The organism is Bacillus methanolicus (genome assembly GCF_028888695.1).
Lineage (GTDB): Bacteria > Bacillota > Bacilli > Bacillales > Cytobacillaceae > Bacillus_Z > Bacillus_Z methanolicus_B.
In genome coordinates this window covers 844,584-869,920 of sequence record NZ_PNFF01000001.1, presented here as the reverse complement: position 1 = coordinate 869,920, position 25,337 = coordinate 844,584, and the positions used below count along the sequence as shown (strand labels likewise).

22 protein-coding genes and 2 pseudogenes are annotated in these 25,337 nt (G+C 38.7%); 7 read left to right on the top strand and 17 right to left on the bottom strand.

Features of this window, described 5'->3' with window-relative positions:
• Entirely contained in the window at positions 1 to 1,749 is a 1,749-nt protein-coding gene (locus tag C0966_RS04395) for an ABC transporter transmembrane domain-containing protein (protein ID WP_274853986.1), read from the bottom strand.
• Positions 1,750 to 2,089: 340 nt separating this feature from the next.
• Between C0966_RS04395 and C0966_RS04390 the strand changes: the two genes are divergently transcribed.
• Positions 2,090 to 2,266, top strand: coding sequence for a DUF3006 domain-containing protein (locus C0966_RS04390; protein ID WP_274853985.1), 177 nt, complete (start codon positions 2,090 to 2,092; stop codon positions 2,264 to 2,266).
• Between the two features lie 236 nt (positions 2,267 to 2,502).
• On the opposite strand, the gene C0966_RS04385 is transcribed toward C0966_RS04390, so the two are convergent.
• From C0966_RS04385 to ltrA, 3 genes are all read right to left on the bottom strand, one after another.
• Complete coding sequence (locus C0966_RS04385) at positions 2,503 to 2,715, bottom strand: YneF family protein (RefSeq protein WP_003350076.1); 213 nt, start codon at positions 2,713 to 2,715, stop codon at positions 2,503 to 2,505.
• An 86-nt stretch (positions 2,716 to 2,801) separates the two neighbouring features.
• Positions 2,802 to 3,242, bottom strand: coding sequence for a sporulation inhibitor of replication protein SirA (gene sirA, locus C0966_RS04380; protein WP_274853984.1), 441 nt, complete (start codon positions 3,240 to 3,242; stop codon positions 2,802 to 2,804).
• Between the two features lie 246 nt (positions 3,243 to 3,488).
• Entirely contained in the window at positions 3,489 to 4,751 is a 1,263-nt protein-coding gene (gene ltrA / locus C0966_RS04375; protein ID WP_274853983.1) for a group II intron reverse transcriptase/maturase, read from the bottom strand.
• A gap of 176 nt (positions 4,752 to 4,927) precedes the next feature.
• Here ltrA and istA point away from each other — a divergent pair, with 176 nt between their 5' ends.
• The 4 genes and pseudogenes from istA to C0966_RS04355 form a co-directional block, all read left to right on the top strand.
• The gene (istA, locus tag C0966_RS04370) at positions 4,928 to 6,211 is read left to right on the top strand and encodes an IS21 family transposase (protein WP_274853982.1); all 1,284 of its coding nucleotides are present in this window, start codon (positions 4,928 to 4,930) and stop codon (positions 6,209 to 6,211) included.
• Positions 6,211 to 6,714 (top strand): annotated as a pseudogene (locus C0966_RS04365) (ATP-binding protein); the annotation flags it as partial. The gene istA and the pseudogene C0966_RS04365, both read left to right, overlap by 1 nt.
• A 168-nt stretch (positions 6,715 to 6,882) precedes the next feature.
• Complete coding sequence (locus tag C0966_RS04360) at positions 6,883 to 8,244, top strand: IS4 family transposase (protein WP_096550514.1); 1,362 nt, start codon at positions 6,883 to 6,885, stop codon at positions 8,242 to 8,244.
• Between the two features lie 2 nt (positions 8,245 to 8,246).
• A pseudogene (locus C0966_RS04355) lies at positions 8,247 to 8,510 on the top strand (ATP-binding protein); the annotation flags it as partial.
• Positions 8,511 to 9,058: 548 nt separating this feature from the next.
• Here C0966_RS04355 and tkt read toward each other — a convergent pair.
• From tkt to yneA, 4 genes are all read right to left on the bottom strand, one after another.
• Positions 9,059 to 11,053 (bottom strand): transketolase, encoded by a 1,995-nt coding sequence (gene tkt / locus C0966_RS04350; RefSeq protein ID WP_425535933.1) that lies wholly within the window; start codon positions 11,051 to 11,053, stop codon positions 9,059 to 9,061.
• A gap of 261 nt (positions 11,054 to 11,314) precedes the next feature.
• Positions 11,315 to 11,548: a DUF896 domain-containing protein gene (locus C0966_RS04345; RefSeq protein WP_274853980.1), complete on the bottom strand. Its 234-nt coding sequence runs from the start codon at positions 11,546 to 11,548 to the stop codon at positions 11,315 to 11,317.
• 75 nt (positions 11,549 to 11,623) lie between these two features.
• Positions 11,624 to 12,292 carry a YneB family resolvase-like protein gene (locus tag C0966_RS04340; RefSeq protein WP_274853979.1) on the bottom strand — a complete coding sequence of 223 codons (669 nt, stop codon included), beginning with the start codon at positions 12,290 to 12,292 and terminating at the stop codon, positions 11,624 to 11,626.
• A 3-nt stretch (positions 12,293 to 12,295) separates the two neighbouring features.
• On the bottom strand, positions 12,296 to 12,619 hold the full coding sequence (gene yneA, locus C0966_RS04335) for a cell division suppressor protein YneA (protein ID WP_274853978.1): 324 nt from the start codon (positions 12,617 to 12,619) through the stop codon (positions 12,296 to 12,298).
• A gap of 158 nt (positions 12,620 to 12,777) precedes the next feature.
• Between yneA and lexA the strand changes: the two genes are divergently transcribed.
• Positions 12,778 to 13,401 (top strand): transcriptional repressor LexA, encoded by a 624-nt coding sequence (lexA, locus tag C0966_RS04330; RefSeq protein ID WP_274853977.1) that lies wholly within the window; start codon positions 12,778 to 12,780, stop codon positions 13,399 to 13,401.
• 502 nt (positions 13,402 to 13,903) lie between these two features.
• Here lexA and C0966_RS04325 read toward each other — a convergent pair.
• The 8 genes from C0966_RS04325 to miaA form a co-directional block, all read right to left on the bottom strand.
• Positions 13,904 to 14,458 (bottom strand): hypothetical protein, encoded by a 555-nt coding sequence (locus C0966_RS04325; RefSeq protein ID WP_274853976.1) that lies wholly within the window; start codon positions 14,456 to 14,458, stop codon positions 13,904 to 13,906.
• A 464-nt stretch (positions 14,459 to 14,922) separates the two neighbouring features.
• The gene (glnA, locus tag C0966_RS04320) at positions 14,923 to 16,257 is read right to left on the bottom strand and encodes a type I glutamate--ammonia ligase (RefSeq protein ID WP_274853975.1); all 1,335 of its coding nucleotides are present in this window, start codon (positions 16,255 to 16,257) and stop codon (positions 14,923 to 14,925) included.
• Positions 16,258 to 16,298: 41 nt separating this feature from the next.
• Positions 16,299 to 16,706, bottom strand: coding sequence for a MerR family transcriptional regulator (locus tag C0966_RS04315; RefSeq protein WP_274853974.1), 408 nt, complete (start codon positions 16,704 to 16,706; stop codon positions 16,299 to 16,301).
• A 155-nt stretch (positions 16,707 to 16,861) separates the two neighbouring features.
• Positions 16,862 to 18,127, bottom strand: coding sequence for an aminotransferase class I/II-fold pyridoxal phosphate-dependent enzyme (locus C0966_RS04310; protein WP_274853973.1), 1,266 nt, complete (start codon positions 18,125 to 18,127; stop codon positions 16,862 to 16,864).
• Between the two features lie 17 nt (positions 18,128 to 18,144).
• Complete coding sequence (gene hflX, locus C0966_RS04305; protein WP_274853972.1) at positions 18,145 to 19,404, bottom strand: GTPase HflX; 1,260 nt, start codon at positions 19,402 to 19,404, stop codon at positions 18,145 to 18,147.
• A gap of 168 nt (positions 19,405 to 19,572) precedes the next feature.
• Complete coding sequence (gene spoVK / locus C0966_RS04300; protein WP_274853971.1) at positions 19,573 to 20,526, bottom strand: stage V sporulation protein K; 954 nt, start codon at positions 20,524 to 20,526, stop codon at positions 19,573 to 19,575.
• 285 nt (positions 20,527 to 20,811) lie between these two features.
• On the bottom strand, positions 20,812 to 21,054 hold the full coding sequence (gene hfq / locus C0966_RS04295) for an RNA chaperone Hfq (RefSeq protein WP_274853970.1): 243 nt from the start codon (positions 21,052 to 21,054) through the stop codon (positions 20,812 to 20,814).
• A 29-nt stretch (positions 21,055 to 21,083) separates the two neighbouring features.
• Positions 21,084 to 22,046, bottom strand: coding sequence for a tRNA (adenosine(37)-N6)-dimethylallyltransferase MiaA (miaA, locus tag C0966_RS04290; RefSeq protein WP_274853969.1), 963 nt, complete (start codon positions 22,044 to 22,046; stop codon positions 21,084 to 21,086).
• Between the two features lie 275 nt (positions 22,047 to 22,321).
• On the opposite strand from miaA, the gene mreBH reads away from it, so the two are divergent.
• Positions 22,322 to 23,332: a rod-share determining protein MreBH gene (mreBH, locus tag C0966_RS04285; protein ID WP_274853968.1), complete on the top strand. Its 1,011-nt coding sequence runs from the start codon at positions 22,322 to 22,324 to the stop codon at positions 23,330 to 23,332.
• A 77-nt stretch (positions 23,333 to 23,409) separates the two neighbouring features.
• On the opposite strand, the gene mutL is transcribed toward mreBH, so the two are convergent.
• Positions 23,410 to 25,314: a DNA mismatch repair endonuclease MutL gene (gene mutL, locus C0966_RS04280; RefSeq protein WP_274853967.1), complete on the bottom strand. Its 1,905-nt coding sequence runs from the start codon at positions 25,312 to 25,314 to the stop codon at positions 23,410 to 23,412.
• Positions 25,315 to 25,337: the final 23 nt, after the last annotated feature.

The window sequence follows — 25,337 nt, the reverse complement described above, 5'->3', positions numbered from 1 at the left end:
TTATCCTCCATGCTCCACTAATTCTTCGAGCTGCTGTCGTAAGTACATATCCTTATACCATCCTTCTTCAAGCATCAGTTCCTCGTGGGTACCGTGCTGAACAATTTTACCGTCTTCAAGAACGATAATAAAATTTGCATGCTGGATGGAGCTTAATCGGTGGGCCGTTATGATTGTCGTTTTCCCTTCTCTGTTTTCTTTCAAAGCAGTAAGAATCGCTTCTTCTGTCTTGGCATCAACAGCTGAAAGAGAATCATCAAGAATCAAAACTTCAGGATCCAATAACAAAGCTCGCGCAATGGAAATACGCTGCTTCTGTCCGCCTGATAAAGAAACTCCACGTTCTCCGACAACCGTTTCATACCCTTCAGTAAATTCTAGAATATCATGATGAATATATGCTGTTTTTGCTGCTTCGATAATCTCCTTTTTAGAAGCACCTGGTTTTCCAAATGCAATGTTTTCACTAACTGTTGCCGAAAATAGAAAATGGTCCTGTGGAACATAGCCAATTGCTTTTCTCAAAGTTTGCAGCTTATAATCACTTAATGGCACATTCCCGAAAAGAATCGTTCCATCAAAGCCTTCAAATTCACGAATTAAAAGCTTTAACAGTGTTGTTTTTCCTGCACCGGTTTTTCCGACAATCCCTACTGTTTCCCCTTTTTTTATCCTAAAGAAAATATCTTTTAACACCGGCTTCATTTCATTAGGATAGGAATAAGTTCGGATCTTATATTCAATATCACCTGTTGGAACGTTATCGAACGCATCTTCCTTATCCTCAATTTCAGGTTTTTCAGCCAGCAAGGCAGAAACACGATCATAAGACGCCCTTCCTCTTTCCACTATATTAAACAGCCATCCGAAAGCAAGCATCGGCCAAATGAGCAAGCCTAGATACGTCGTAAAGGAAACAAGTTCACCAATTGAAAGGGAACCATTAAGTACATAAATTGACCCGAACACGACCGATAAAAAAAACGAGATGCCAACAATGAGGGAAATCGTTGGATCATATAAGGAATCCACCTTCGCAACTAAAATATTCTTTTCCACTACATCTTCTGACTTATCCCGGAAATCTTCAATATCCTCTCTTTCTTGGCCAAACGTCTTAATCACTTTGATTCCTGTTATACTTTCCTGCGTTTTATCATTTAACGATGAAAATGCTTCCTGGGCTTTATGGAAATACTTATGTAAAAGCGTTCCATACCAGTTCGTCAACAAAGCCATAAACGGCATGGGTATTAATGCGATAAGGGTCAGCTTCCAACTGATCGTAACTGCCATGGCGATAATAACAAAACCGCCTGTCGCAAGCGAATCAATAAGGGTAAGGACTCCGAGACCTGCTGTTTGCTGGATCGCCTGCAGATCATTTGTCGCATGGGCCATTAAATCTCCAATGCGCCGCTTTTGATAAAAAGATTGCGACATATCCGTAAAATGCTTAAATAACTGATCTCTCAACAGCTGTGAAAGTTTCACAGCGGATCCAAAGATCATGATTCTCCAATAATAACGCAATGAATACACGAGAAGACCTGTCGCTATTAAAACGCCTATCCATTTGAGCAGTATCCCGCCAGTTAACGTCCCATTCACAATATGGTCAACAACGATTCCAATTATCTTTGGTGGAACAATTTCTAAAAAAGCTACTGTCAAAAGCAGCAGCGTACCTGTAATATAAGCTTTTTTTTCCTGCTTAAAAAACCACATCAAATCAATAAATACTTTCATTTGTGCTCCTTTCGCTGCAAGACATAATTATGTAGAAATTTCAAATGCCATATTAGTTTATCAAATATTCCTAAAATAAGGAAGATTGTTAATATTTTATTTTCGCGTACATCGAATGAACGGTTTAATACGGTCAGTGAATAGGCGAAAAGGAAATGTAATATCGTTATAGATTCTTTAGAATCATTTAATAAAATTTTATCTTATCTCATGTTATAATTTCCAAAAATCATACTGCCAAAGGCAATTAAGACAATTTTTTAGAACAGAACAAATTGGTACGTTAATGCATAAAGTAATGGAACAAACATTTCAATTAAAACAGAGAGGAAATGATTTCGTGAAGGGAATAGTTGACCGATTTAAAGGAGATTTAGTGGTAGTTGAAATTAATGGGAAAACCAGAGAACAACTATCCAAAAGTTTTTTTCCTGCAGAAATTAAAATTGGTGACGTAGTTGAGATTGTTGGAGATAAAATAATTATACTAAAAGAAGAAACTGAGAAACTTCGTTAGGAAATAGAAGATTTAAATGAAGGAGATTGGGCGGATTAACAAAAAAGACCACTCCCTTCATTGGTTACGTTCCAACGAATCGAATGGTCTTTGTTAAAAAAAGAAAGATTTACCATTTTTTAATAATAATAACTGAGAAAGATTCACTAATCTTAATCTAATTAGTTCATCTTTCCGAATTAATGAGCTCAATCAAGCGATAAACCCTTATCATACAAGGTTTTGTGCTTGTCCAATTATTTTAACTGCTTATTCATGGCGTTCATCATTTGATTGATTTTCTTTTGCGACGGCTTCATTCCCATCTGCATCATCAACATTTTTAGCATTTGTTCATTAATTGGCGGATTTTTCTTTAAGTAGCTCATCATATATTTTCGAGCAATGAAAAATCCTAGTGCTACACCGGCCAAAAGTGCCAGTATACCAACTAGAATGAGATCCCACATACAATATTTCCTCCTTCATGTTGTCTAAAATACAGTGTACTAAACAGCTTATTATTTTACAATATTTGCGTCATTTTTTTCTCATCTTAAACAAATTTTCTTTCTTTTATTGGGTTTAGCCAGCCATAACGGTGATGGTCCAAGTCTACAGCTAAAAAGGATGATTCGCATTTGCGGAGTACTTCAAAAAACACCGTCTCCGCATCATAGCTTCCTTTAGAGTCTAATTTTAAGAATCGGTCGCAAAATTCAAGCCTTGCCCAACTACTTTTGCTGCCCTTTTTTATGTAGTATATTCCATCTTCTATGTAAAAATCTTTGTTTTTATTTAATTTTTGATGTATCAGCTGTTGAAGGCAAAACGTTGGAATAGGCTTGGTAATATAGTTGATCTGCATTTCAAGAATGGCTTTAAGATTTCCATTTGAATTCTTATATTCCTTAAACAATTGATAAAACATGCGTTCTCTACCAAAATAATGAAATGCAAACTCATCTTCTATTAAATAAAGAGTATACGTTCTCAAAATTATCCCCTCCTTAGCGGCAACCTTCTAAAGTCCATTATAATGAAGGATAAAAGTGGCGTTTGTCTTTTTCTGTCAAAGAAAAATGCTAGTTTTGTCGAATTCGAAAATTTCTAAATATTATTATAAAAAAACCATATGTTTATTTCCACTTCGATTTGATTATTAATCGAGTAGGAGGGGGTGGCTAACCCCCGACCTCTCACACCACCGTACGTACGGTTCCGTATACGGCGGTTCGAAAGTTTATGAAATCACAGTTGCGAGGGATTTCAAACCTTGCTCTTGCCAATATCGATTATTTAAGGCAAGATTAATGATAGGGTTGTTGGAAATTCGCCAATATCCTTTCCGGGTGTTAGCGTTTTTCCATGCTTCCTCCTCAGAAATACCGAGTTTTAACAGGTTTCGGTATTTCGTTTTGACCTTTTTCCACTCTTTCCATCGGCATGCCCTCAGCCTACGACGGATGTGTGAATCAGTTTTAATTGCGTATGTCTTGATATCTGCAATTTTAAAGTAATTCCCCCAGCCTTGTACCAATTGGTTTATCTTCTGGATTCGTTCTTCCATACTGACGCCCCAGTTCCGATTGGTTAATTTCTTTAACTTTGTTTCAAACCTTTCCTTTCTTTGCTGTGGCACGAATACCCTTATCTCATTCTGTTTCCGATAGAAACTTACTCCTAAGAATATCCGTGCACTCGGCTTTCCCACTGCGCTTTTCTCCTGATTGACCTTCAGTTTGAGCTTCTTCTCAATAAACTTAGAAATTCCTGTTTTCACTCTTTCTCCCGCTTTCATGCTTTTGACGAAGATATTGCAGTCGTCTGCGTATCTGACAAACCGAAGTCCTCTTCGTTCTAATTCCTTATCTAACTCATTCAACATGATATTGCTCAAAAGCGGACTTAACGGTCCTCCTTGCGGGGTTCCTTCTATGTTCGGCTTTACCAGGCCATTTTCCATAATCCCAGCTTGTAAATATCTTCTAATGAGTTTCAAAGTTGGTTTGTCTGTGATTGTTTTAGCGACTAAGGACATGAGTTTATCATGTTGAACCCGATCAAAAAATTTTTCTAAGTCTATATCTACCACAATGTTGTATCCATCTTCGATATATTGTCTTGCCTGCTCAATTGCTTGGTGGGCGCTTCTGTTTGGTCTGAAACCATAGCTATAGGGACTAAACTGTTTCTCAAATATGGGCGTAAGTTTTTGGACTACGGCTTGTTGGAAAATGCGGTCGGTGACGGTCGGAATGCCTAGCTTTCTTTTCCCACCGTTAGGCTTTGGAATTTCAACCCTTCTTACTGGTTTTGGTTTGTATTTCCCTTCTCTTATGAGTTGGACAAGTTTATATCCTTCCTCCTTCAAGTAAAGGTGAGTAGCTTCTATATCTTTCCCATCGACACCGGCTGCTCCTTTGTTTTTCTTAACCCTCTTGAAGGCTTTATTCAGGTTGTCAGGGTCTAATATCCTATCAATTAAGCTTTCTTGTGATTCCATATTGTTCCCATGCTATCGAGGTTGAACAAGGAGAACTCCACGCTATATAGAGATATTCAGTTTTCCGAACCTTCTATCTTTACATTAGAAATGATAATTTAAATATGTACACAAATGCTTGAATAATAATGTACAAAATTGACTTTAGATTTCATACTAATCATGAGGTGGTTAGTATGTACATATCGATAAATGTGGAAACTGATTTTGAGATTAAGAGTCTTGAAGATTTACCAAAATTAAAACAACTAATGGAGCATTTGAAGATGAAAATTAATAAAAGTCAATTAGCTAGAGATCTAGGTGTAGATCGTAGAACCATTGATAAATATTTAAATGGATTTGTTCCTAAACGTACACGAAAGAAGCCTTCCAAAATTGATGAATACTATGAAATCATTGCTGCACTACTTTCGGAAGATGCTAAGCAGAAGTTTTATTATCGTCGTGTGCTATGGCAGTATTTAAAGGATAATCATGGACTGGATTGTGCAGCATCGACGTTCCGAGCGTATATTGCGAAAACGCCCGAATTTAATGCTTACTTTGAAGAGGATAAACGAATTCCTTCTCCTAAAGGCACAGCACGTTTTGAAACGCCTATAGGAAAACAAGCACAATTGGATTGGAAAGAGAGTATTCCTTTTGAAACAAAGGATGGTCAGAACGTTGAAATCAATGTTGCAGTACTGATTCTATCTCATTCACGTTTCAGAACTTTCCTAATGAGTATTTCTAAGTCACAAAGTGTCCTGTTTTCCTTCTTAACAGAAACATTCGAAGCTCTTGGAGGGGTGCCAGCTGAAATCATCACGGATAATATGAAAACCATTATGGATGAGGCAAGAACAGAACATTCCCCAGGAAGAGTAAATGCCAAGTTTGCACAATTCGCTAAGGATTTTGGTTTTGAGATGAAGCCATGCATTGCTGGACGTCCACGGACAAAAGGAAAAGTCGAAACCACAATGAAAATATTAGATGAAATTCATGCTTATCAAGGTCAGTTGACCTTGGAAGAATTACATCAATTTGTGCAAGATTTATCTCATCGAGTGAACCATGAGGTCCACCAAGGAACTGGAAAAATTCCTGCGATAGAATTCAAAAAAGAAAGGAATCACCTACTCCAGTTACCAACTGAGAAAGTAAGAGATTCCTATCGGATCAAACATACGCTTGTAAAAGTAAATGCATCCAACATGATTTCCTACAAATCAAACCAATACTCGGTACCAGCACAGTACCAAGGAAAGAAAGTAGGCTTACAAGTGTATGATAATCAATTATGGATTTATTATAACACGGAACTGATTGCGCAACACCCAATAAGTAATAAGAAATTAAATTATCAGGAAGCACATTATCAAGAAGCCTTGGGCGTTTCCATGCCGAATTATCCGGATATTGATGATCTAGCGAAACGGAATTTAGCAACGATTGGGGAAGTGTATAAATAATGAATCCTACAACAAACTATCAACAACTCATACAAAACTTAGATTATTTGAAGCTCAAGCAAATGTCCTTGCATTTAAATGAAGTCTTAGACTTCAGCGTTAACCATCAATTGTCACTGGTAGATACGCTAGTGAAACTGACGAATTACGAAATTGATGTACGTGAACAAAATATGATTCAATCGATGGTGAAGGTTGCGGCTTTTCCGCATTTGAAAGAAATAAAGGATTTTGATTTTAGTTTTCAACCGTCAATAAATCAAAAACAAATTTTAGATTTTCTAACACTTCGATTTATCGAAGCAAATGAAAACATAGTTTTTCTAGGACCAAGTGGCGTAGGAAAAACACATTTAGCCACTTCCATTGGGATTGAGGCAGCGAAGAAACGTACAAGCACTTATTTCATTAAGTGCCATGACTTAATTCAAAATCTGAAGAAAGCACGTTTAGAAAATCGGTTAGAGAGCAGATTAAAACACTATACAAAATATAAACTACTCAACTTTCGCAGAGTAATATCTTATTGCAACTCTTGATATGACTGTTTTATATCGTCTTTCATTATTTCTCTTGTTTTTTATTGATTTTATTTTTTTAAAAGAAAAAGACACCTATCTTTTGGTAAAATTATGGTGATCAAACCAAATACCAAAGAAGGTGTCACCATTATGATAACGAAAAAAGATACTTTTGCACAACTACCAAAAGAACTTGAACGAAGATTTTCTGAATTAAATATAGGCAAACATTTGAGAAAAGCGAGAATTACTAAGGGATTTGGTTATTCATGCTTATCTATTTTCCGTCTTATTTTTTTGCTTGTTTTCCAATATAAAAATTGGTTTCAAGCACTTCAAAGTAAGAAAGCCGTGGACTTACCTAAAAAAGATACGATCTACCGTTTTCTAAATTCATCTACTTATGCTTGGCGAACTTTTTTACTTTCCTTATGTCAAGATCTTACTGGACGTATAAAAAAGCTTACATCAAACAACAGAGTGAAGGTGTTTATTGTTGATGATTCACTCTTTTCACGCAACCGAAGCAAGTCTGTTGAACTTCTTTCACGAGTATTTGATCATACAGAGAAACGATTCTATAAGGGGTTTCAGTTGCTTACTCTTGGTTGGTCTGATGGATATTCTTTTCTACCTGTAGACTTTGCTTTATTGAGTTCAGCGAAAAAGGAAAATCAACTTAACGGGGTCGATGAATCCATTGATAAACGCACTTCCGGCTACAAGCGTCGTCTTGAAGCACAACAAGATAAGCCGAGCGTTGTCTCTGCTTTATTGGATCATGCCTTAAATGCAGGAATTACAGCTGATTATGTGTTAATGGATACTTGGTTTACGCATGAGCCTTTGATTGAAAAAATCACGGATAAAGGTTTATTTGTCATTGGTATGGTCAAGCAGCTAAAACAACGTTATTTCATAGATGGTGAAGCCCATACGCTGGATGAACTCTTTAAAAAAGCAAAGCGTACCATGGAAAAGAAAGACCTACTCGGTTCGATCCATGTTCATCTTGCAAAAGGACGACAAGTCAAGATTGTATTCGTGCGTAACCGCAATAAAAAGAGTGAATGGTTAGCCATTTTGAGTACAGATACCACACTTTCAGATGAAGAAATTGTGCGTATTTACGGGATGCGCTGGGACATCGAAACATTTTTCAAGTGTACCAAATCATTGCTTAACCTAGCAAAAGAATTTCAAGGTCGTTCGTATGATCTGTTGATTAGTCATACAACGATTGTGTTTACTCGCTTTATACTCTTAGAGTGGGAGCGTAGACAAAACAACGATCCTAAAACGATTGGAAATCTCTTTTTTCTATTATGTGAAGATGTAAAAGATATGAATCTAGAGAGTGCATTGAATCAATTACTAGCGATCTTCCAAACATTAGCAGAAGCTAATGTTTGTTTGAACATGGAATTATTTAAAAGTAAAGTACAAGAATGGATTGCGTCTTTACCCAATTACATCAAGAGATGTCTGACAATATCTGTGTGCGAAAGTTGAGTAAACTATTAATTATTGATGAGATCGGTTATTTACCGATTGATGCCGAGGACGCAAAGCTTTTCTTCCAACTCATCGATATGCGTTATGAGAAGCGTAGTACGATTCTTACAACGAATGTGAATTTTAAAGCATGGGATGAAATCTTTCAAGAACCCAAGCTGGCCAATGCGATTTTAGACCGCATTTTACATCACGCAACCGTTGTCTCTATCATTGGAGATTCTTATCGTTTAAAGGATCATTTGGCGAAAGAAAACGAGTGATTTTGTACATCCTTAAACAAGCAAAAGTGTACATATTTGTGTTGACATTTATATTTACATAGCCATTATTGAAATGTTGGCTGTTTCTTCGTTCCCTTGTAAATAGCTCTAGCACAGTCGCTCCTTTCGTTCCGTCCTTCTTAGTCCACCAGGACTAATACTATGACTTCAGCTGACTTCTCTTGGTTCAGCTACTTATCGCTAAGTAGGTTCCTTCTAGGGGTACCAGGAGACCTCCCGGGGTAAGTCCACTCACTTTCTCCTCATATATCTGCCACATTTATTCCCATTCCATCCGGGGATATTTTGGACTTTGTTTTGTTATGCAAACTCGTCCTGAAATGAGAACCTCAAATGTGATTCGTGTACCTCAGACCAAGGATTTGCCTAGGGCTTCCTTCAGATTCCGCGTCACCGCGGACACCCTTGCCTTCGGCTAATGGTTCGCATATCCCAACGCCCATAGCGGACTTTCACCGCCTAGTTAGTGGACATGCCCGGCGCACATAAAAAAAGAGAGCGTTATCCGCTCTCTTTCGTAACTTAGATTATTGTTCAAGCAAAGCTTTTACTTTTGCAACAACATTATCTACATTAAATCCGTATTCTTCCATAATTTTTTCGCCAGGTGCCGAAGCTCCGAATTGGTCAATTGCCAATACGTCGCCCTCATCTCCGGCGTAACGGTGCAAGCCTAAAGATGAAGCCATTTCAATCACTAAACGTTTCTTGACATTTTTAGGAATGACACTTTCTTTATACTCCTTGGATTGAGCCTCAAAACGATCAAACGAAGGCATGCTAATAACAGATACGTGTATTCCTTCCTCCGCAAGACGTGCTTGGGCTTCTACTGCAAGGCCAACTTCCGAACCAGAAGCAAGGATCAGTGCATCAGGAGTATCTTTGTCTGCTGGCGACACAACATAAGCACCCTTTGAAACTCCATCATAAGCAGTTTCTGCAGTTCCTTTTAATGTTGGGAGATTTTGGCGTGACAAAACTAAAGCAGTTGGCTTATCTTTTGATTCAACTGCCAATCTCCATGCAGCCGCTGTTTCATTTCCATCGGCAGGACGGATAACAGAAAGATTTGGCATTGCCCGTAAAGAAGCAAGTTGTTCAACCGGCTCATGTGTTGGCCCGTCTTCTCCGACTGCAATGCTGTCATGAGTAAATACGTATATTACAGGAAGCTTCATTAATGCTGCAAGACGGATTGCCGGACGCAAATAATCAGAGAATACAAAGAATGTACCGCCAAATACTTTTAATCCGCCATGTAGAGCCATTCCGTTCAAAGCTGCACCCATTGCAAATTCACGGACACCGAACCAAATGTTTTTGCCTTCAAAAGATTCCGGTGAATAATCTCCTGCCCCTTTAATCGTTGTTTTATTAGAACTTGCAAGGTCTGCTGATCCTCCGATAAATGAAGGAAGGTTTTTCGCAATCGCATTTAATACTTCACCGGAAGAAGCGCGACTTGCAACGCTTTTTCCTACTTCATAAACAGGGATATCTTTATCCCATCCTTCTGGAAGCTCGCCATTTATTGCTTGTTCCAGCTGTTTTCCTAACTCAGGATACTCCTTCTTATATTGAGCGAATAGCTCATTCCATTCCTGCTCTTTCGCTTCCCCTCGTTCTAATACATTTTGTTTAAAATGATTATAAACTTCCTGAGGAACATAGAAGTCTTCTTCGAAAGTCCATTTGTAAGCCTCTTTTGTGAGCTTTCGTTCTTCAGCACCAAGAGGAGACCCATGAATATCTGATGTTCCGGCTCTATTCGGAGAACCGTAACCAATAATGGTTTTGACTTCAATTAATGTTGGACGGGTTTCATCCTGTTTTGCTTCTTCAATTGCTTTCGCAATAGCTTCGAGGTCATTGCCGTCTTCAACTCGGATGTACTGCCATCCATACGATTTAAAACGCATTTCCACACTTTCTGAGAACGAACGGTTAAGTTCTCCATCCAAAGAAATGTCATTGGAATCATACAAAACAATCAAGCGGCCCAGTCTTAAATGACCGGCTAAAGAAGCTGCTTCAGCAGAAACACCTTCCATTAAATCACCATCACCACAAATACTATATGTATAATGGTTAATAATTTGGTAATTATCTTTATTATATACCGCTGCCAAATGACGCTCAGCCATCGCCATTCCAACTGCCATAGCAATACCTTGTCCTAACGGACCTGTTGTGGCATCAACCCCAGGTGTATGTCCGTACTCAGGATGTCCAGGTGTTTTGCTGCCCCATTGGCGGAATTGTTTAATATCATCCATCGTTACGTCGTATCCTGACAGATGAAGCAAGCTGTATAGCAGCATTGATCCATGACCTGCAGAAAGAACAAAACGATCGCGGTTAAACCAATTTGGATTCTTTGGATTATGGTTCATATATCTTGTCCAAAGAGTGTATGCCATCGGTGCAGCTCCCATTGGCATGCCCGGATGTCCGGAGTTTGCCTTTTCAATCGCATCGATGGAAAGTGTACGAATTGAGGTTATTGACAATTGATCAATGTTATCAAACAATTCAATCCACCCTTTCAATTATAATTTTTCATTCTTCTTTAATTTTATAGTTTTTGAATTTTTTATACAATAGAGAATTTTTTGTGTCAACCATTCGGCGGAGATATTTTTTCACACATGATTGTGAAAGCGCATTAATTTATTAGGGTTTCCTACTTATCAAATATAGTGAAGAAAACAGCAGAAAAAGGGCTGACACCGGAGCAAGAATGACTTTCTGCGGGTCAGCCTCATTCATCGTGTATATTATTAATGCAAACGATCCTTTTTTTGCAATTGTTTCAGCTTTTCGGGAGTTACGTCATTACCCAATGGATCAACGATTGTCACACCTTTTAAGGTAGCTAGCATCGAAGAACGAAATGATTCCAAATACTGGCGTCGAAGCTTTGACTGCTCTTTAGCTTCTTCTTCCGTCAAGCCTGATGTTTTTGCTTTATTTGCTAATGCATTAATTCTCGCAATTAATTCTTTTGACAGCATATAAAAGCTCCTTTTCAAATAGTTAAGCTATTGGTCATCATACAAAAGAAAAGGGCTTTTTACAAGGAAAATGCTCTAATTGGATTCCATTTCCTTATATTCTTGATACCTTCTATGAACAGTCGCTTTCGAAACATCATAGCCAAATCCTCTCAGCGTAGCTGCAATTTCTGCGAACGTTAAATCATTTTTTCTGAGCCGGACGATCTCCTCAATCGGAACTTCTTTTCTTTCTCTTCCGGCGTTTTCACCAATATTTTTCAAATTGTTTTCCGGCTTGTATCCGTTTTTTACTGCCCGTTTCATGCCCCGCTTAATCTTTATATTATGTAATTTTCGCTGGTATTCTTCCACCATTCCGACAATTTTCAATACCAACGAATCAGCTTCTGATAATTGAAGTTCCCCATTATGAGAGATCGTGTATAATTTAACGCCTTCTTTTAAGATGCAATGCAGCAATACGATTTTTGTATTTCCTCTTCCAAGTCTCGTTTCATCTTGTATAAGGATTGCGCTTATGTCCCTGTCCTCATTTATTGTTTCCAGGAGTTCCAGCATTCCTTCACGCTCAAGTTCATACCCGCTTGCCTGCTCTTTAATCACTCTTATAACTTGGAACCCATACTTGACTGCAAGCTGCGTTAACTCTTCTTCCTGCCGTTTCAAGGACGTTTCCTGTGTTTCTTTCGATGTGCTTACACGGCAATAGATTATTGCTTTTTTCCCGTTTCTTGTCTCCATATATTACTCACCTGCATAATTTGTAACTTCCACCTGTGCTTCAGACTTTTCCAATACAGGGATGACTAATTCTTCACCTGGATAGATGTTATCTCCGTTTATGCCATTTGTTCTTTCAACCCAGCTGATGAACTCATCAGAAGATAAACCATGCTTGTCCGAAAATTTTTCTGCGATGGACCAAAGCGATTCTCCTTCTTCAACGGTTACTTTTAAATAACTTTCAGAATTGGCATCCTTAACATAATCAGAAAAGAGAAGTGCTGCTGTAAAACTTACCATTACAAGAATAATAGCATATGAATATCGTTTCCAGATTTTTTTCATCATCAACACCCCTAAACCGAATATACGTTCTGTTTTGTTATCTCAAGTATAAACCGAACATTTGTTTTCCGTCAACAAAAAAATTCGAACTTACGTTTGTATTTTTATGAAGTACATGCTATAATAAGCGTAACAATTACGTATGAGGTGCGATTTTTATGGCTAAATTATCAAAAAGGCAGCAAGATATTTTGAATTTTATAAAAGAGGAAGTAAAGAAGAAAGGCTATCCCCCTTCCGTCAGAGAAATCGGTCAAGCAGTGGGGCTTGCTTCCAGTTCTACGGTGCACGGACATCTGGCTCGCCTTGAAAGCAAAGGGCTTATCCGCAGGGATCCTACAAAGCCGAGAGCAATTGAAATTCTGGACATGGAAGAAGAGGCACACATTCCAAAACACAATGTCGTAAATGTACCGGTTGTCGGTAAAGTTACAGCAGGACAGCCTATTACTGCCATTGAAAATGTTGAAGAATTTTTCCCTCTTCCCGAACGGCTTGTTCCGGCAGATGAGCAAGTCTTTATGCTTGAGGTCATGGGTGACAGTATGATCGAAGCCGGCATTTTAGATGGGGATTATGTTATTGTAAGACAGCAAAAGACGGCAAACAACGGTGATATTGTAGTTGCTATGACAGAAGATGATGAAGCGACGGTTAAAAGATTTTTTAAAGAAAAAGATTATATTCGGCTGCAGCCTGAGAATTCAACAATGGAGCCAATCATTTTAAAAAATGTCTCGATTCTCGGAAAAGTGATTGGCGTTTACCGCCAGATTCATTGAGTTTTTCAAAGAGGCTGACTCAAGGCAAAGTGTCAGTCCCCTCCAATACAATATATAGACAAACGCTAATCAATCCATTCTATATATTGTCATTGTCGAAGGGAGTCAGACCCCTATGAGTCAGCCTCATTCTTACGATTAGTCAAAAGGTTAATCAATAGTTATTTGAGATAATAATCTTTTTTTGGAGGAAGGGGTACCCTTTCCTCCAAAAAAAGATTTTCGCATGCCAAATAGACCTAACTATTTATCCCTCCGTTTAAAGCTCATGCTAACAGTCGAATTTGCTCTAATAGTCGTACACTTGCGCACTCGGCCTTTGCAGGAGAGAATGGCAACCACTCCAAGAGTCCTTCCGATCGCCACGATTTCTGTGAGAATAATCGTATTGTTAAGGTGATCTATAACGGAGATTGTTGGACAGATTCGGCCTGTTATTTACGATGATTTACCTTTTTGGGACTAGAGAAGCCCCTTTTCAATTGAAAGGGGCTTCGGTCTATTATTTTTGTTCTTCAAATTCTATGTCGTACTTGGCTGCGTATTCCTTAATGTCATATACATAGTCTCTTTCTAATTTCCTCGCTTCAGATAATAATTCATTTGCCGAGGTTATTTTTGAAGAGTCTCCGGATTCTATGGCAGAAACTATTTCAGAAAGCGCTTGGGCATTTTTAGCTGTCATATCAATAAGGGTTTCATGCAGATCTCGAATTTCTTTTGCTGGCATAATCGCTTCAACATCTTCTTGAATTTGTGTAGCAGTTGGTAAAAGTTCATCAACGATTGCTTGACCAAATTCAATATCAGTAATTTCACCGTTAATGGATTGATTCTTTAATTCTTCAAATTTAGCTGCAAAGTTTGCAAGATCTTCTAAAACAATAGGCTGCACTTTATTTAGATATTCCTCAAAGTCTTTTTTACCGCTTGTAGCTTCTTCTGGTTTATCGGCACTCGCTTCTTTATTAGTTGTATTCGCCTTTTCATCAGCCCCACAAGCAATTAAACCCAAAGATAAAAATGTAAATAAAACACACATGAACAAATTCTTCATTTTTTCACCTCTACTATTTATTCAAGTTACATTATATACCAATATTAACTGTTTTGGGATAAAATTATTAATTTTTTGAATTAATTGAATGTAATTAAACGAAAGCAATAGATGAAGAAACAAAGAAGTATTTCAATCTGCAACCCATAATCCATAGTTTTTCTTCCATCTCATTTTTCTTCATCTCCTTTAAAAAAGTAACTTGAGGTACAATATGGAAGCATCCCTCTTGTGTATTAAATTCTTCTTTTGCCCATTTGTTTGTATGAAAAAGAAATAAAAAAAGGAGCTTAGCAAGCTCCTCAATCATTTATTAAAATTGAAATTCAGATTAGTGTTTTGGATTGATTTTTTTGAAATAAAATCGGGCAAGTACCGGGCAGTTAATAAAACAAATATAAATGATCAAAAATGCCCGATAAACAAAAACCCCTCAACACCAGTGGTGTCAAGGGATTTAAGGATTAATACATTGTCATATATTGTTCGCGTTCCCAAGGATGCACTTGTGTACGGAACATATCCCACTCGATTTCTTTTGCCTCAACAAAGTGTTCAAAAATATGCTCTCCAAGTGCCGACACGATAACTTCGTCACTCTTTAAATTGTCTAAGGCTTGAGCAAGAGTTGCCGGCAGATCTTCGATTCCTTCAGCAAGGCGCTCTTCTTTGCTCATGACATAGATGTTGCGGTCTACAGGTGCTGGAGGAGTAAGTTTGTTTTTGATTCCATCTAACCCTGCTTTCAATAATACAGCCATTGCCAGATAAGGGTTTGCAGCCGGATCAACACTTCGTACCTCTACGCGTGTACTTTGGCCGCGGGATGCAGGGATCCGAATTAATGGTGAACGGTTTTTTGCAGACCATGCAACATAACAAGGAGCCTCGTATCCCGGCACTAAACGCTTATAAGAGTTAACAGTCGGGTTTGTAACAGCAGTGAATGCAGGTGCGTGCTTAATGATACCGGCGATAAATTGGCGTGCTGTGTCGCTTAATTCAAGATTTCCAGTTGGATCATAGAATGCATTTTTGCCTTCTTTGAACAGGGAAAGGTTGCAGTGCATACCAGATCCGTTAACACCGAATAATGGTTTTGGCATAAATGTCGCGTGCAATCCGTGCTTGCGGGCAATTGTTTTTACAACAAGCTTAAACGTTTGAATTTCGTCGCATGCTGTTAAAGCATCTTCATATTTAAAATCAATTTCATGCTGCCCCGGTGCTACTTCGTGGTGAGAAGCTTCAATTTCAAAGCCCATTCCTTCAAGCTCGAGAACGATATCACGGCGGCAGTTTTCCCCAAGATCAGTCGGTGCCAAGTCAAAATATCCGCCATTATCATTTAGTTCTAATGTTGGTTCCTCTTTTTCATCAAGTTTGAATAAGAAGAATTCCGGTTCAGCACCTAAGTTGAATTGTGTAAATCCTAACTCTTCCATTTCTTTTAAAACGCGTTTTAAGTTTCCACGAGGATCCCCTGCGAATGGAGTACCATCTGAATTATAAACGTCACAGATTAAGCGGGCAACCTTCCCTTTTCCAGCTGTCCACGGAAAAATAACCCATGTATCAAGATCCGGATAAAGGTACATATCAGATTCTTCAATACGTACAAAACCTTCAATTGATGAACCATCGAACATCATTTTGTTATCTAACGCTTTTTCAAGCTGGCTTATAGGAATTTCAACGTTTTTGATCGTTCCTAAGATGTCGGTAAATTGCAAACGGATGAATTTTACATTTTCTTCATTTGCCATGCGGAAAATATCGTCTTTTGTGTACTTGGCCATTTCTGTAGTCCTCCCTGTTATGATTCAATTATCAAATTTAATTAATGGAAAAAGCGGGACATGTCACCTTGACGCAATGAGGAACGGTTAAATCTGCCTGCTTGCATTAATTCAGCTCGCAATAGTTTTCTCAATTCCTCATCAGACAAGTCACGTCGGGCTTTTTCTGCTTGTTGCTGAATGTTTGCTGTTTCTTCTTGTTGTTCTTTTACTGAGAATAACTGTTTAATTCCGGCGATATTGACCCCCTGGTCGATAAGATCCTTAATTTCAAGCAGTTTATCAATATCGTTTAATGAAAAAAGGCGCCGATTTCCATCCGTTCTTGCTGGAGAAATCAATTTATGCTCTTCATAATATCGAATTTGTCTTGCCGACAGCTCTGTCAACTGCATGACAATTCCGATCGGAAACAAAGGCATGGAACGGCGAATTTCACTTCCACTCACTTCGATTTCTCCTTTCTTTCCTTTCTTATATTTCACATTATATTTCATGTAAGGTTTATTGTCAATATCATGTTACATTTTATAACATAAAAATTTTTTATAAAAAAAAGGGACAACCCCCATTAAGGATGAGTTGTCCGCCTTGATTCTTATGATCATTCAACTAAACCTTTTTTCATTAAATGATCGATTGCAATCAGAACAGCCATTTTTACATGGGAATAGGTCAGCCCGCCCTGAACGTAGGCAACAAACGGAGGCCTTGTCGGACCGTCTGCCGTTAACTCAATACTTGCTCCCTGAATAAATGTCCCTGCAGCCATGATGACATCATCCTCATAACCGGGCATATAGCTCGGAACCGGTGTGACATGGGAATTAACCGGGGAAGCAAACTGGATGGCTTGACAGAATGCCACCATCTTATCGCGGTCATCAAATTGAACAGACTGAATTAAGTCTGTTCGTTTATCGTTCCATTTCGGATGTGTGTTCATTCCCAATTTTTCAAGCATGGCAGCGGTAAAGACAGCACCCTTTAATGCTTGGGCAACTACATGAGGAGCCAAAAAGAATCCTTGATACATTTCTTGAAGACTATACAATGAGGCTCCTGCTTCAGCACCAATACCTGGTGAAGTCAATCGGTAAGAACAAGCTTCGACTAATTTTGCTTTCCCTACTATATACCCCCCGGTTTTCGCTAAACCGCCGCCAGGGTTTTTAATAAGTGAACCTGCCATTAAGTCCGCCCCGACATGACATGGTTCCAATTCTTCAACAAATTCCCCGTAACAGTTATCAACAAACACAACAACATCAGGTTTGATTTCTTTTACGAACGTAATCATTTCTTTAATTTCTTCGATCGTAAAGGACGGTCTTGTTGCATATCCCTTTGACCGCTGAATCCCAATCATTTTCGTATTCGGCTTGATCGCTTTTTCCACTTCATGATAATTAATTTTACCATCTTCTGTTAATGGAATACTGTTATAATAAATGCCGAATTCTTTTAACGATCCTGTTCCGGACCCGCGAATACCGACTATTTCTTCAAGTGTATCATAAGGTTTTCCTGTAATGTATAACAGCTCATCGCCCGGCCTTAATACACCAAATAATGCAACCGATATGGCGTGTGTACCTGATATAATTTGCGGACGGACAAGTCCCGCTTCAGCGCCGAATACCTCGGCATATATTTTTTCCAAAGTGTCCCTTCCGATATCATCATACCCGTAACCTGTAGAAGGGATAAAATGAGTATCGCTTACTTTATTTGCTTGAAAACTTTGAAGGACTCTGAATTGATTGTTTTCCGCTCTCTCATCTATTTCTTTATGAAGACGAGAGATTTGTTTTTCAACCTCTCTGGTCAAAGGCTCCAATTTTACTCCATATTCTAAATGTTGAAACATGGTGCTGCTCCTATCTCCTATTGTGATATTTCTTTTATTCTTCCAGAAATTTGATGATCCTTAAAAGCGTATCCTTTACAAATATAAAATTGTTTTTCTTCATCAAACGTAAATTCCCGAAGAATGGTTTCATTCTTTAATTGGGAAAGAAGTTTTCCTTCGGTTGAAGGAAGAGTCACTTGATAGTACTCCATCATTCCGATCATTGCTTTTTCGATTTTCTGTTTCAGCATATCCCTGTCAGCTTTGTTAAAAGCACTGATAAAAACTGTTTCTGTTTTGGCGGTTGGGACAAAATCAGGGTGCTGAATATCTTTTTTATTATACACGGTTACTTGCGGAATTTGTTGAATTTCCAAATCTTTGAGCAGTTCATTTACCGTTTTCTCATGCTGGAAATAATCCGGGTTTGACATGTCTACGACATGCAGAAGCAAATCGGCTTCTTTCACTTCCTCTAACGTGGACCTGAAGGCCGCGATAAGAGTTGTCGGCAAATCCTGAATAAATCCTACTGTATCTGTCAATAAGACGGTAAATCCGCTTGGCAAAATCAGCTTTCTTGTCATCGGATCCAATGTGGCAAACAGCTGATCTTCTTCAAACGAATCGGCTTCGGCCAATCTGTTAAAAAGAGTGGATTTCCCTGCATTTGTATAACCGACGAGAGCAATTTGAAATGCTTTGTTCTTTTTTCGGCGCTCACGATATCGGTCGCGGTGCTGAACAATCACTTTCAACTGTGTTTTAATATCATCAATTCTCCTGCGGATATGGCGGCGATCAGATTCAAGTTTCGTTTCTCCCGGACCTCTTGTACCAATTCCACCCCCAAGCCTTGATAACTCGGTACCTTTTCCACCCAGGCGCGGCAGTAAATATTGAAGCTGTGCTAGCTCGACTTGAAGTTTTCCTTCTTTTGAGCGCGCTCTTTGGGCAAAAATATCAAGAATGAGCTGTGTACGATCAATGATGCGGGCATTCAAATGGCGTGAAAGATTTCGATTTTGGCTTGGTGATAATTCGTCATTAAAAATAACTACATCAGCTTCAAGTTCATCAACGAGAGCTTTCAGTTCTTCAACCTTACCTTTGCCGATATATGTAGAAGGATGGATTCTTTCGCGCTTCTGGACAACGGATACAAGGACATTTCCTTTTGCTGTTTTTGTCAGTGAAGCAAGTTCCTCCATCGAATATTGAAAACGGACATCATCTTCTGCTGATGTCTGGCAACCAACGAGAATGACCTTTTCAAAATCATTATGTTGTTCCAACCAATATCCTCCTTCTTAAAAGCAGTATGGTAACATCATACCAAAAATTTTTTTGTTATCCTAATGTAAAAGCATTAGAAATTTGAGTGAAAATATTCGGAAAGGATTCTGCAAACGACAGAATCCTTTTTTATAGAGCTACGAAACAGACCTTTTTCTTTCGTTCACTTATCGATTCGTTTCTTCTAATACAAGGTCATTGCTTCGAATTGTCATCAATTCATGACGGTCATATTGGTTTTGCATTAAAAGTCTCATTGCTTGAGACCGGATTGATTTTTCAATCACATTTCGAATATATCTTCCATTTGAAAAGCTTGGAGGGTTAAGAACCGATTTTACCCAAATCAGATGTTCTTTCATCTTTTTTTCTGCTTCATGGCTTAACGTATATTCTCTTTCTTTTAACATCCTGTTTCCAATCTCCATTAATTGATCTATTGAATAATCAGGAAAGTCGATGACAAGAGGGAATCTTGAGTGAAGTCCCGGATTTAGTCTAAGAAATGCTTCCATTTCCCTCGAATACCCTGCCAATATTAAAATAAATTCGTGCTGTTTGTCTTCCATATGTTTGACTAATGTGTCAATCGCTTCTTTTCCAAAGTCCTTCTCCCCGCCCCGGCCTAATGAGTAAGCCTCATCGATGAAGAGAATTCCGCCAAGTGCTTTTTTTATTAAGTCTCTTGTTTTTTGAGCGGTATGACCGATATATTCCCCGACAAGGTCGGCTCTTTCTGCTTCGATTAAATGGCCTTTTGATAACACATTCATTTTTTGAAAAAGTTTCCCGATTATTCTGGCAACCGTTGTTTTTCCTGTGCCGGGGTTGCCTTTAAACATCATATGAAGAACTTGTTTCTCCGTTTTAAGCCCCATTTCTTCCCGTTTTTTATTTACATAAATCCATGCATATATTTCTTTGATCGTTCTTTTCAGTTCTTCCATTCCGACAAGTGTACCTAATTCTTCTTCAATTTCCTTTAAAGCCGTATGTTCAGCTGGAATTGCTTTTGGAACAACTTGTGTATCGGGCAGATCTTTCGTGAGAACTTTTCGCTTTTGGGAGCTTAGAACAATGTTGATTTGTCCGTTATTTTTCATACGTATCGGTTGATCCAAAGCTTTCACCTCACATTCTAAAAAACAGTATACGCTCCGAAGCTGATATTTGTGACAAATGCCCAGTTGTTTAACGAGGGCCTGGCCCGATGCGTTAATGCGGTGAAGCGGTAAGGGTCAGGCCCCTCGGGAGAAATGTCGTATTTTGCGGTTTCCCAAGAAATAATACCTTTTCTTATATGTATTCACTTTAAATAAGATTCATTAAAAAAGATTTAGATGAACCTTATCATCAAAACCAGTAAATAATAAAAGTCCGCTTTTAAAAGCGGACTTGATTTAGGATTAGGACTGGGGCTGCTGGCCTTCCAAATCAATTTGAACATAGCGCTGCGGTGAAAACGTTGAAATCGCATGCTTATATACAAGCTGTTGTTTCCCTTCAGATTCAATAAGAACCGTAAAGTTATCAAAGCCTTTTATTTGACCTCTTATTTGGAAACCGTTTATTAAGAATACTGTAATGTTTGTTCCGTCTTTACGGCATTGATTTAAGTACTGGTCTTGAATATTAATGGATTGTTTCATTGTGGATCCTCCTCTAATATCTCTAATTATTATGTATTCGATTTTAATTCTAGCTTTCCTTCAATATACTCGGAAATTTCATCAATTTTTTTTGCCAGCATTGTGGAATCGTCCACATTCGTCATATCAAACCATTCTACATTCATCTTATTTCGAAACCATGTTAATTGCCTTTTCGCATACCGACGTGAATTCTGTTTTAAATTTTCCACAGCTTCTTCAAAGCTAATTCGCCCATCAAAATAGTCATATAATTCCTTGTATCCAATTGCCTGAATCGACTGGCAATCCCTTAGTCCATCCCGCCAGAAGCGTTCTGCTTCTTCCACTAGCCCTTCAGCAATCATTTTGTCTACACGCTTATTGATCCTGTCGTACAATCGGTCTCTTTCCATCGTGAGGCCTACGATTGCCGTTTGATATAAAATTTTAGGATCTTGATTTGTTTGATATTCTGTCATCGTTTTCCCGGTACAGTAATAAATTTCAAGTGCCCGAATAACCCTGCGTATATTATTTGGATGGATTTTCTCCGCACTGACAGGGTCTATATTTTTTAATTCATGAAAGAGTGCATCATTTCCTTTCATAGCTGCTTTTTGTTCAAGTTTTTTTCGAAATTCTTCATTTGAGGGCGCATCAGAAAATTGATAATCATAGATAACGGACTGAATATATAAACCCGTGCCCCCCACAATAATGGGAAGTGCTCCTCGAGAAGAGATTTCTGAAATTTTCTCTCTGACCAGCTCTTGAAACTCTGCAACAGAAAATGATTCATCCGGATTTTTTATATCAATTAAATAATGAGGTATTCCTTCCATTTCTTCTTTTTTGATTTTCGCTGTCCCTATATCCATCCCCCTGTAAATTTGCATAGAGTCGCCGCTGATAATTTCCCCATTAAGCCGTTTTGCAAGTTCAATGCTCAATTTTGTTTTCCCGACAGCTGTCGGACCAATCAATACGGCAAGTTTTTCTTTTTTGCTCAACCTTTTCACTCCGTCATTTCAAGCCATTTGATTACTTCTATTCTATCGTACATAGTTCGTTAAGGCAATTAAACATCAAACCAGTATATACATCTGGTTTGTTTTCTATACACCTTCTATCTTAACATTTAATTTTTTACATCATTGAAAATAATTTCTTCAAACATTACATTTCGATAACGATTTGTTAACATTTCTGCTTCTACCCCCAAATTCATGATAATTTATATAGAAGATTATATTGGTTATTAAATATAGGGAATTGGGTGAATACGATGATTTCAACATCTGAACTTGGAATTGATTTAGGTACAGCAAATATATTAGTTTATAGTAAAAATAAAGGAATTGCTTTAAATGAGCCGTCTGTTGTAGCCATTGATACAGAAACGAATAATGTACTTGCGGTAGGAAAAGAAGCAAAAGAAATGATCGGGAAAACACCGGGAAAAATTGTCGCAATCCGCCCGTTAAAAGATGGTGTGATTGCTGATTTTGATGTTACAACAGACATGTTGAAACATATTATGAGAAAAGCTTCGAAAAAATTAGGTTTTCAAATTCGCAAGCCGAATGTCGTCGTTTGTACACCTTCAGGTTCAACGAGTGTTGAACGGAGGGCTATTCAGGACGCTGTCCGCAATGCCGGTGCAAAAAAGGTTTATTTAATTGAAGAACCAGTGGCAGCTGCGATCGGGGCAGGTCTGCCAGTCGATGAACCGGTAGCCAATGTTATCGTTGATATTGGAGGCGGAACAACCGAAGTCGCCATTATTTCATTTGGAGGCGTTGTCGCCTGCCATTCCATCCGAATTGCCGGCGACCGGATGGATGATGACATTATGCAATACGTTCGCAAGGAATACAGTGTGTTAATCGGTGAAAGAACAGCAGAGAGAGTTAAAATGGAAATCGGCTACGCCCTCATTGATCATGAAGAATTAAAAATGGACATTCGCGGGCGCGATTTAGTGACAGGCCTTCCTAAAACAATTACTTTGTCATCCTATGAAATCCGAGATGCATTGAAGGAATCGTTGCTCCATATTATGGAAGCTATTCGCGCAACTCTTGAAGATTGCCCGGCTGAATTGAGCGGCGATATCGTCGACCGAGGCGTTATTTTAACCGGAGGGGGCGCCTTGATGAACGGGATGCAAGATTGGCTGAGCAAGGAAATTGTTGTTCCTGTTCATTTGGCTTCAAACCCTTTAGAATCTGTAGCGATTGGAACCGGAAAAGCATTAAAATACATTCACAAGCTTCAAACAGTAGCAGTGAAATAAGAAAGAATAAGGAAAGGTTGATGGTCTGGTTCCCTCCGATCATGATTGGAGGGGGCTGACCATCAGCCTCTTGTTTTTTACATCACGCGCTTAAACATTTTTTCCATTTCATACGTTGAGAAATGTACGATGATTGGCCGGCCGTGCGGACATGTAAATGGATCGCTTGTCTGTCTCAGGGAATCGAGTAACACTTGGATTTCTTCATTTCGCAAATATTGATTCGCTTTAATCGATCCCTTGCAGCTCATCATTATGGCTGCTTCCTCTCTTAGTTTCTTAATATCGACTTTTTTCATTTGCAGCAGCTGCTCGATCATATCCTCAATGATTTCTTTCTCTTCCCCTTTCGGAAACCACTGCGGATGAGAACGGACGATAAAACTGTTATGGCCGAAAGGCTCCAAAAATACTCCTACTTTTTGCAGCTCTTCTAAATACTCATTGATTTTCAAAAAATCATCTGTAGAATACTCAAAAGTCAAGGGTACAAGCATGTCTTGAAGTTCTTTTTCGACCTGGCCGACTTTTTCCTTAAAATATTCATACTTTATTCGTTCCTGGGCCGCGTGCTGATCAATAATATAAAGCCCTTTCTCATTTTGCGCTAAAATATACGTTCCGTGCATTTGCCCGATTGGATAAAGAGGCGGAATACGAGGTGTTTTCTCTCGTTTTTCTTCATCAACAGACACTGTCTCATCATGCAGCGTTTCATGCAAATCTTCGATCTCAAAGCCATGCTCATTTTGATCTTCAACAGTCATTGAGTTTTCTTTTTGTTGGATTATAGTATTTTTTAATAAGCTCGGCGATTGATCTGATATTCCTTCATACGGCTCTTTCACAGCAGAAATAGATCTTATCGATTCTTGTTGTTCATGTTCCGTATCGACAGGATCATTTTTCCATTCAGGAAGGTGATCAAGCTCCAAGTACGTTTGCGAAAATTTAGGCCGCTCTTTTTTTACTTGCTGCATACCCGAAGGAATTAATTCTCTCGATTTAAAAGCTTGTTTAATTCCGTTGGCAACTAATTCATTTAATTCGTGTTCCTTGCTTAGCCTTACCTCCATTTTAGCCGGATGGACATTTACATCGACAAGCAAAGGATCCATTTGAATATATAATAAAACAATAGGGTAACGGCCGATCGGAAGCAGAGTATGATACCCTTCCTGAATTGCCTTTACAAGCGGATAATTTTTGATATACCTTCCATTAATCAGTGTCGTTATATAGTTTCGTGACGCTCTTGTCACTTCAGGTAATGAAATATATCCGGTGACTTGGAAATCAAGTGACTCAGCTGATATCGGAATCATCTTTTTTACGATATTTATTCCGTATATGGCGGCAAGCACTTGGCGAATGTCCCCGTTACCGACAGTATGCAATAGCTTTCGGCCGTTATGAACAAGCCGAAATGAAATATTCGGGTTCCCAAGAGCGAGGCGATTCATGACATCTGTAATATTACCAAGCTCCGTATGGATGGTTTTCAAATATTTGAGCCGTGCCGGTGTGTTAAAAAATAAATCCGTTACCGTAATATCTGTTCCCTTCCGGCTCGGTGATTTCTCAATCGATTCCACATGTCCGCCTTTAACCACGATTTTCGTTCCTGCATCGTTCCCTGTCGATGTCCTAAGTTCAAGCCGGGAAACAGACGCTATACTCGGCAGAGCTTCACCGCGGAAACCAAGTGTACGGATCCGAAAAAGATCATTTTCATCTTTAATTTTGCTCGTTGCATGACGCTGAAAAGCAAGCGGAACATCTTCTTCTTCAATTCCTTCTCCATTATCAATCACTCTTATTTTCGCCATTCCGGCTTCTTCAAGCTCAACTTCGATGATCGTACTGCCGGCATCAATCGCATTTTCCACCAGTTCTTTTACAACGGAAGCAGGCCGTTCAACCACTTCCCCTGCTGCAATTTTATTTGACAATAAATCATCAAGCTGAATTATTTTTCCCATGAATCTCACCTCCTGCTGAAATG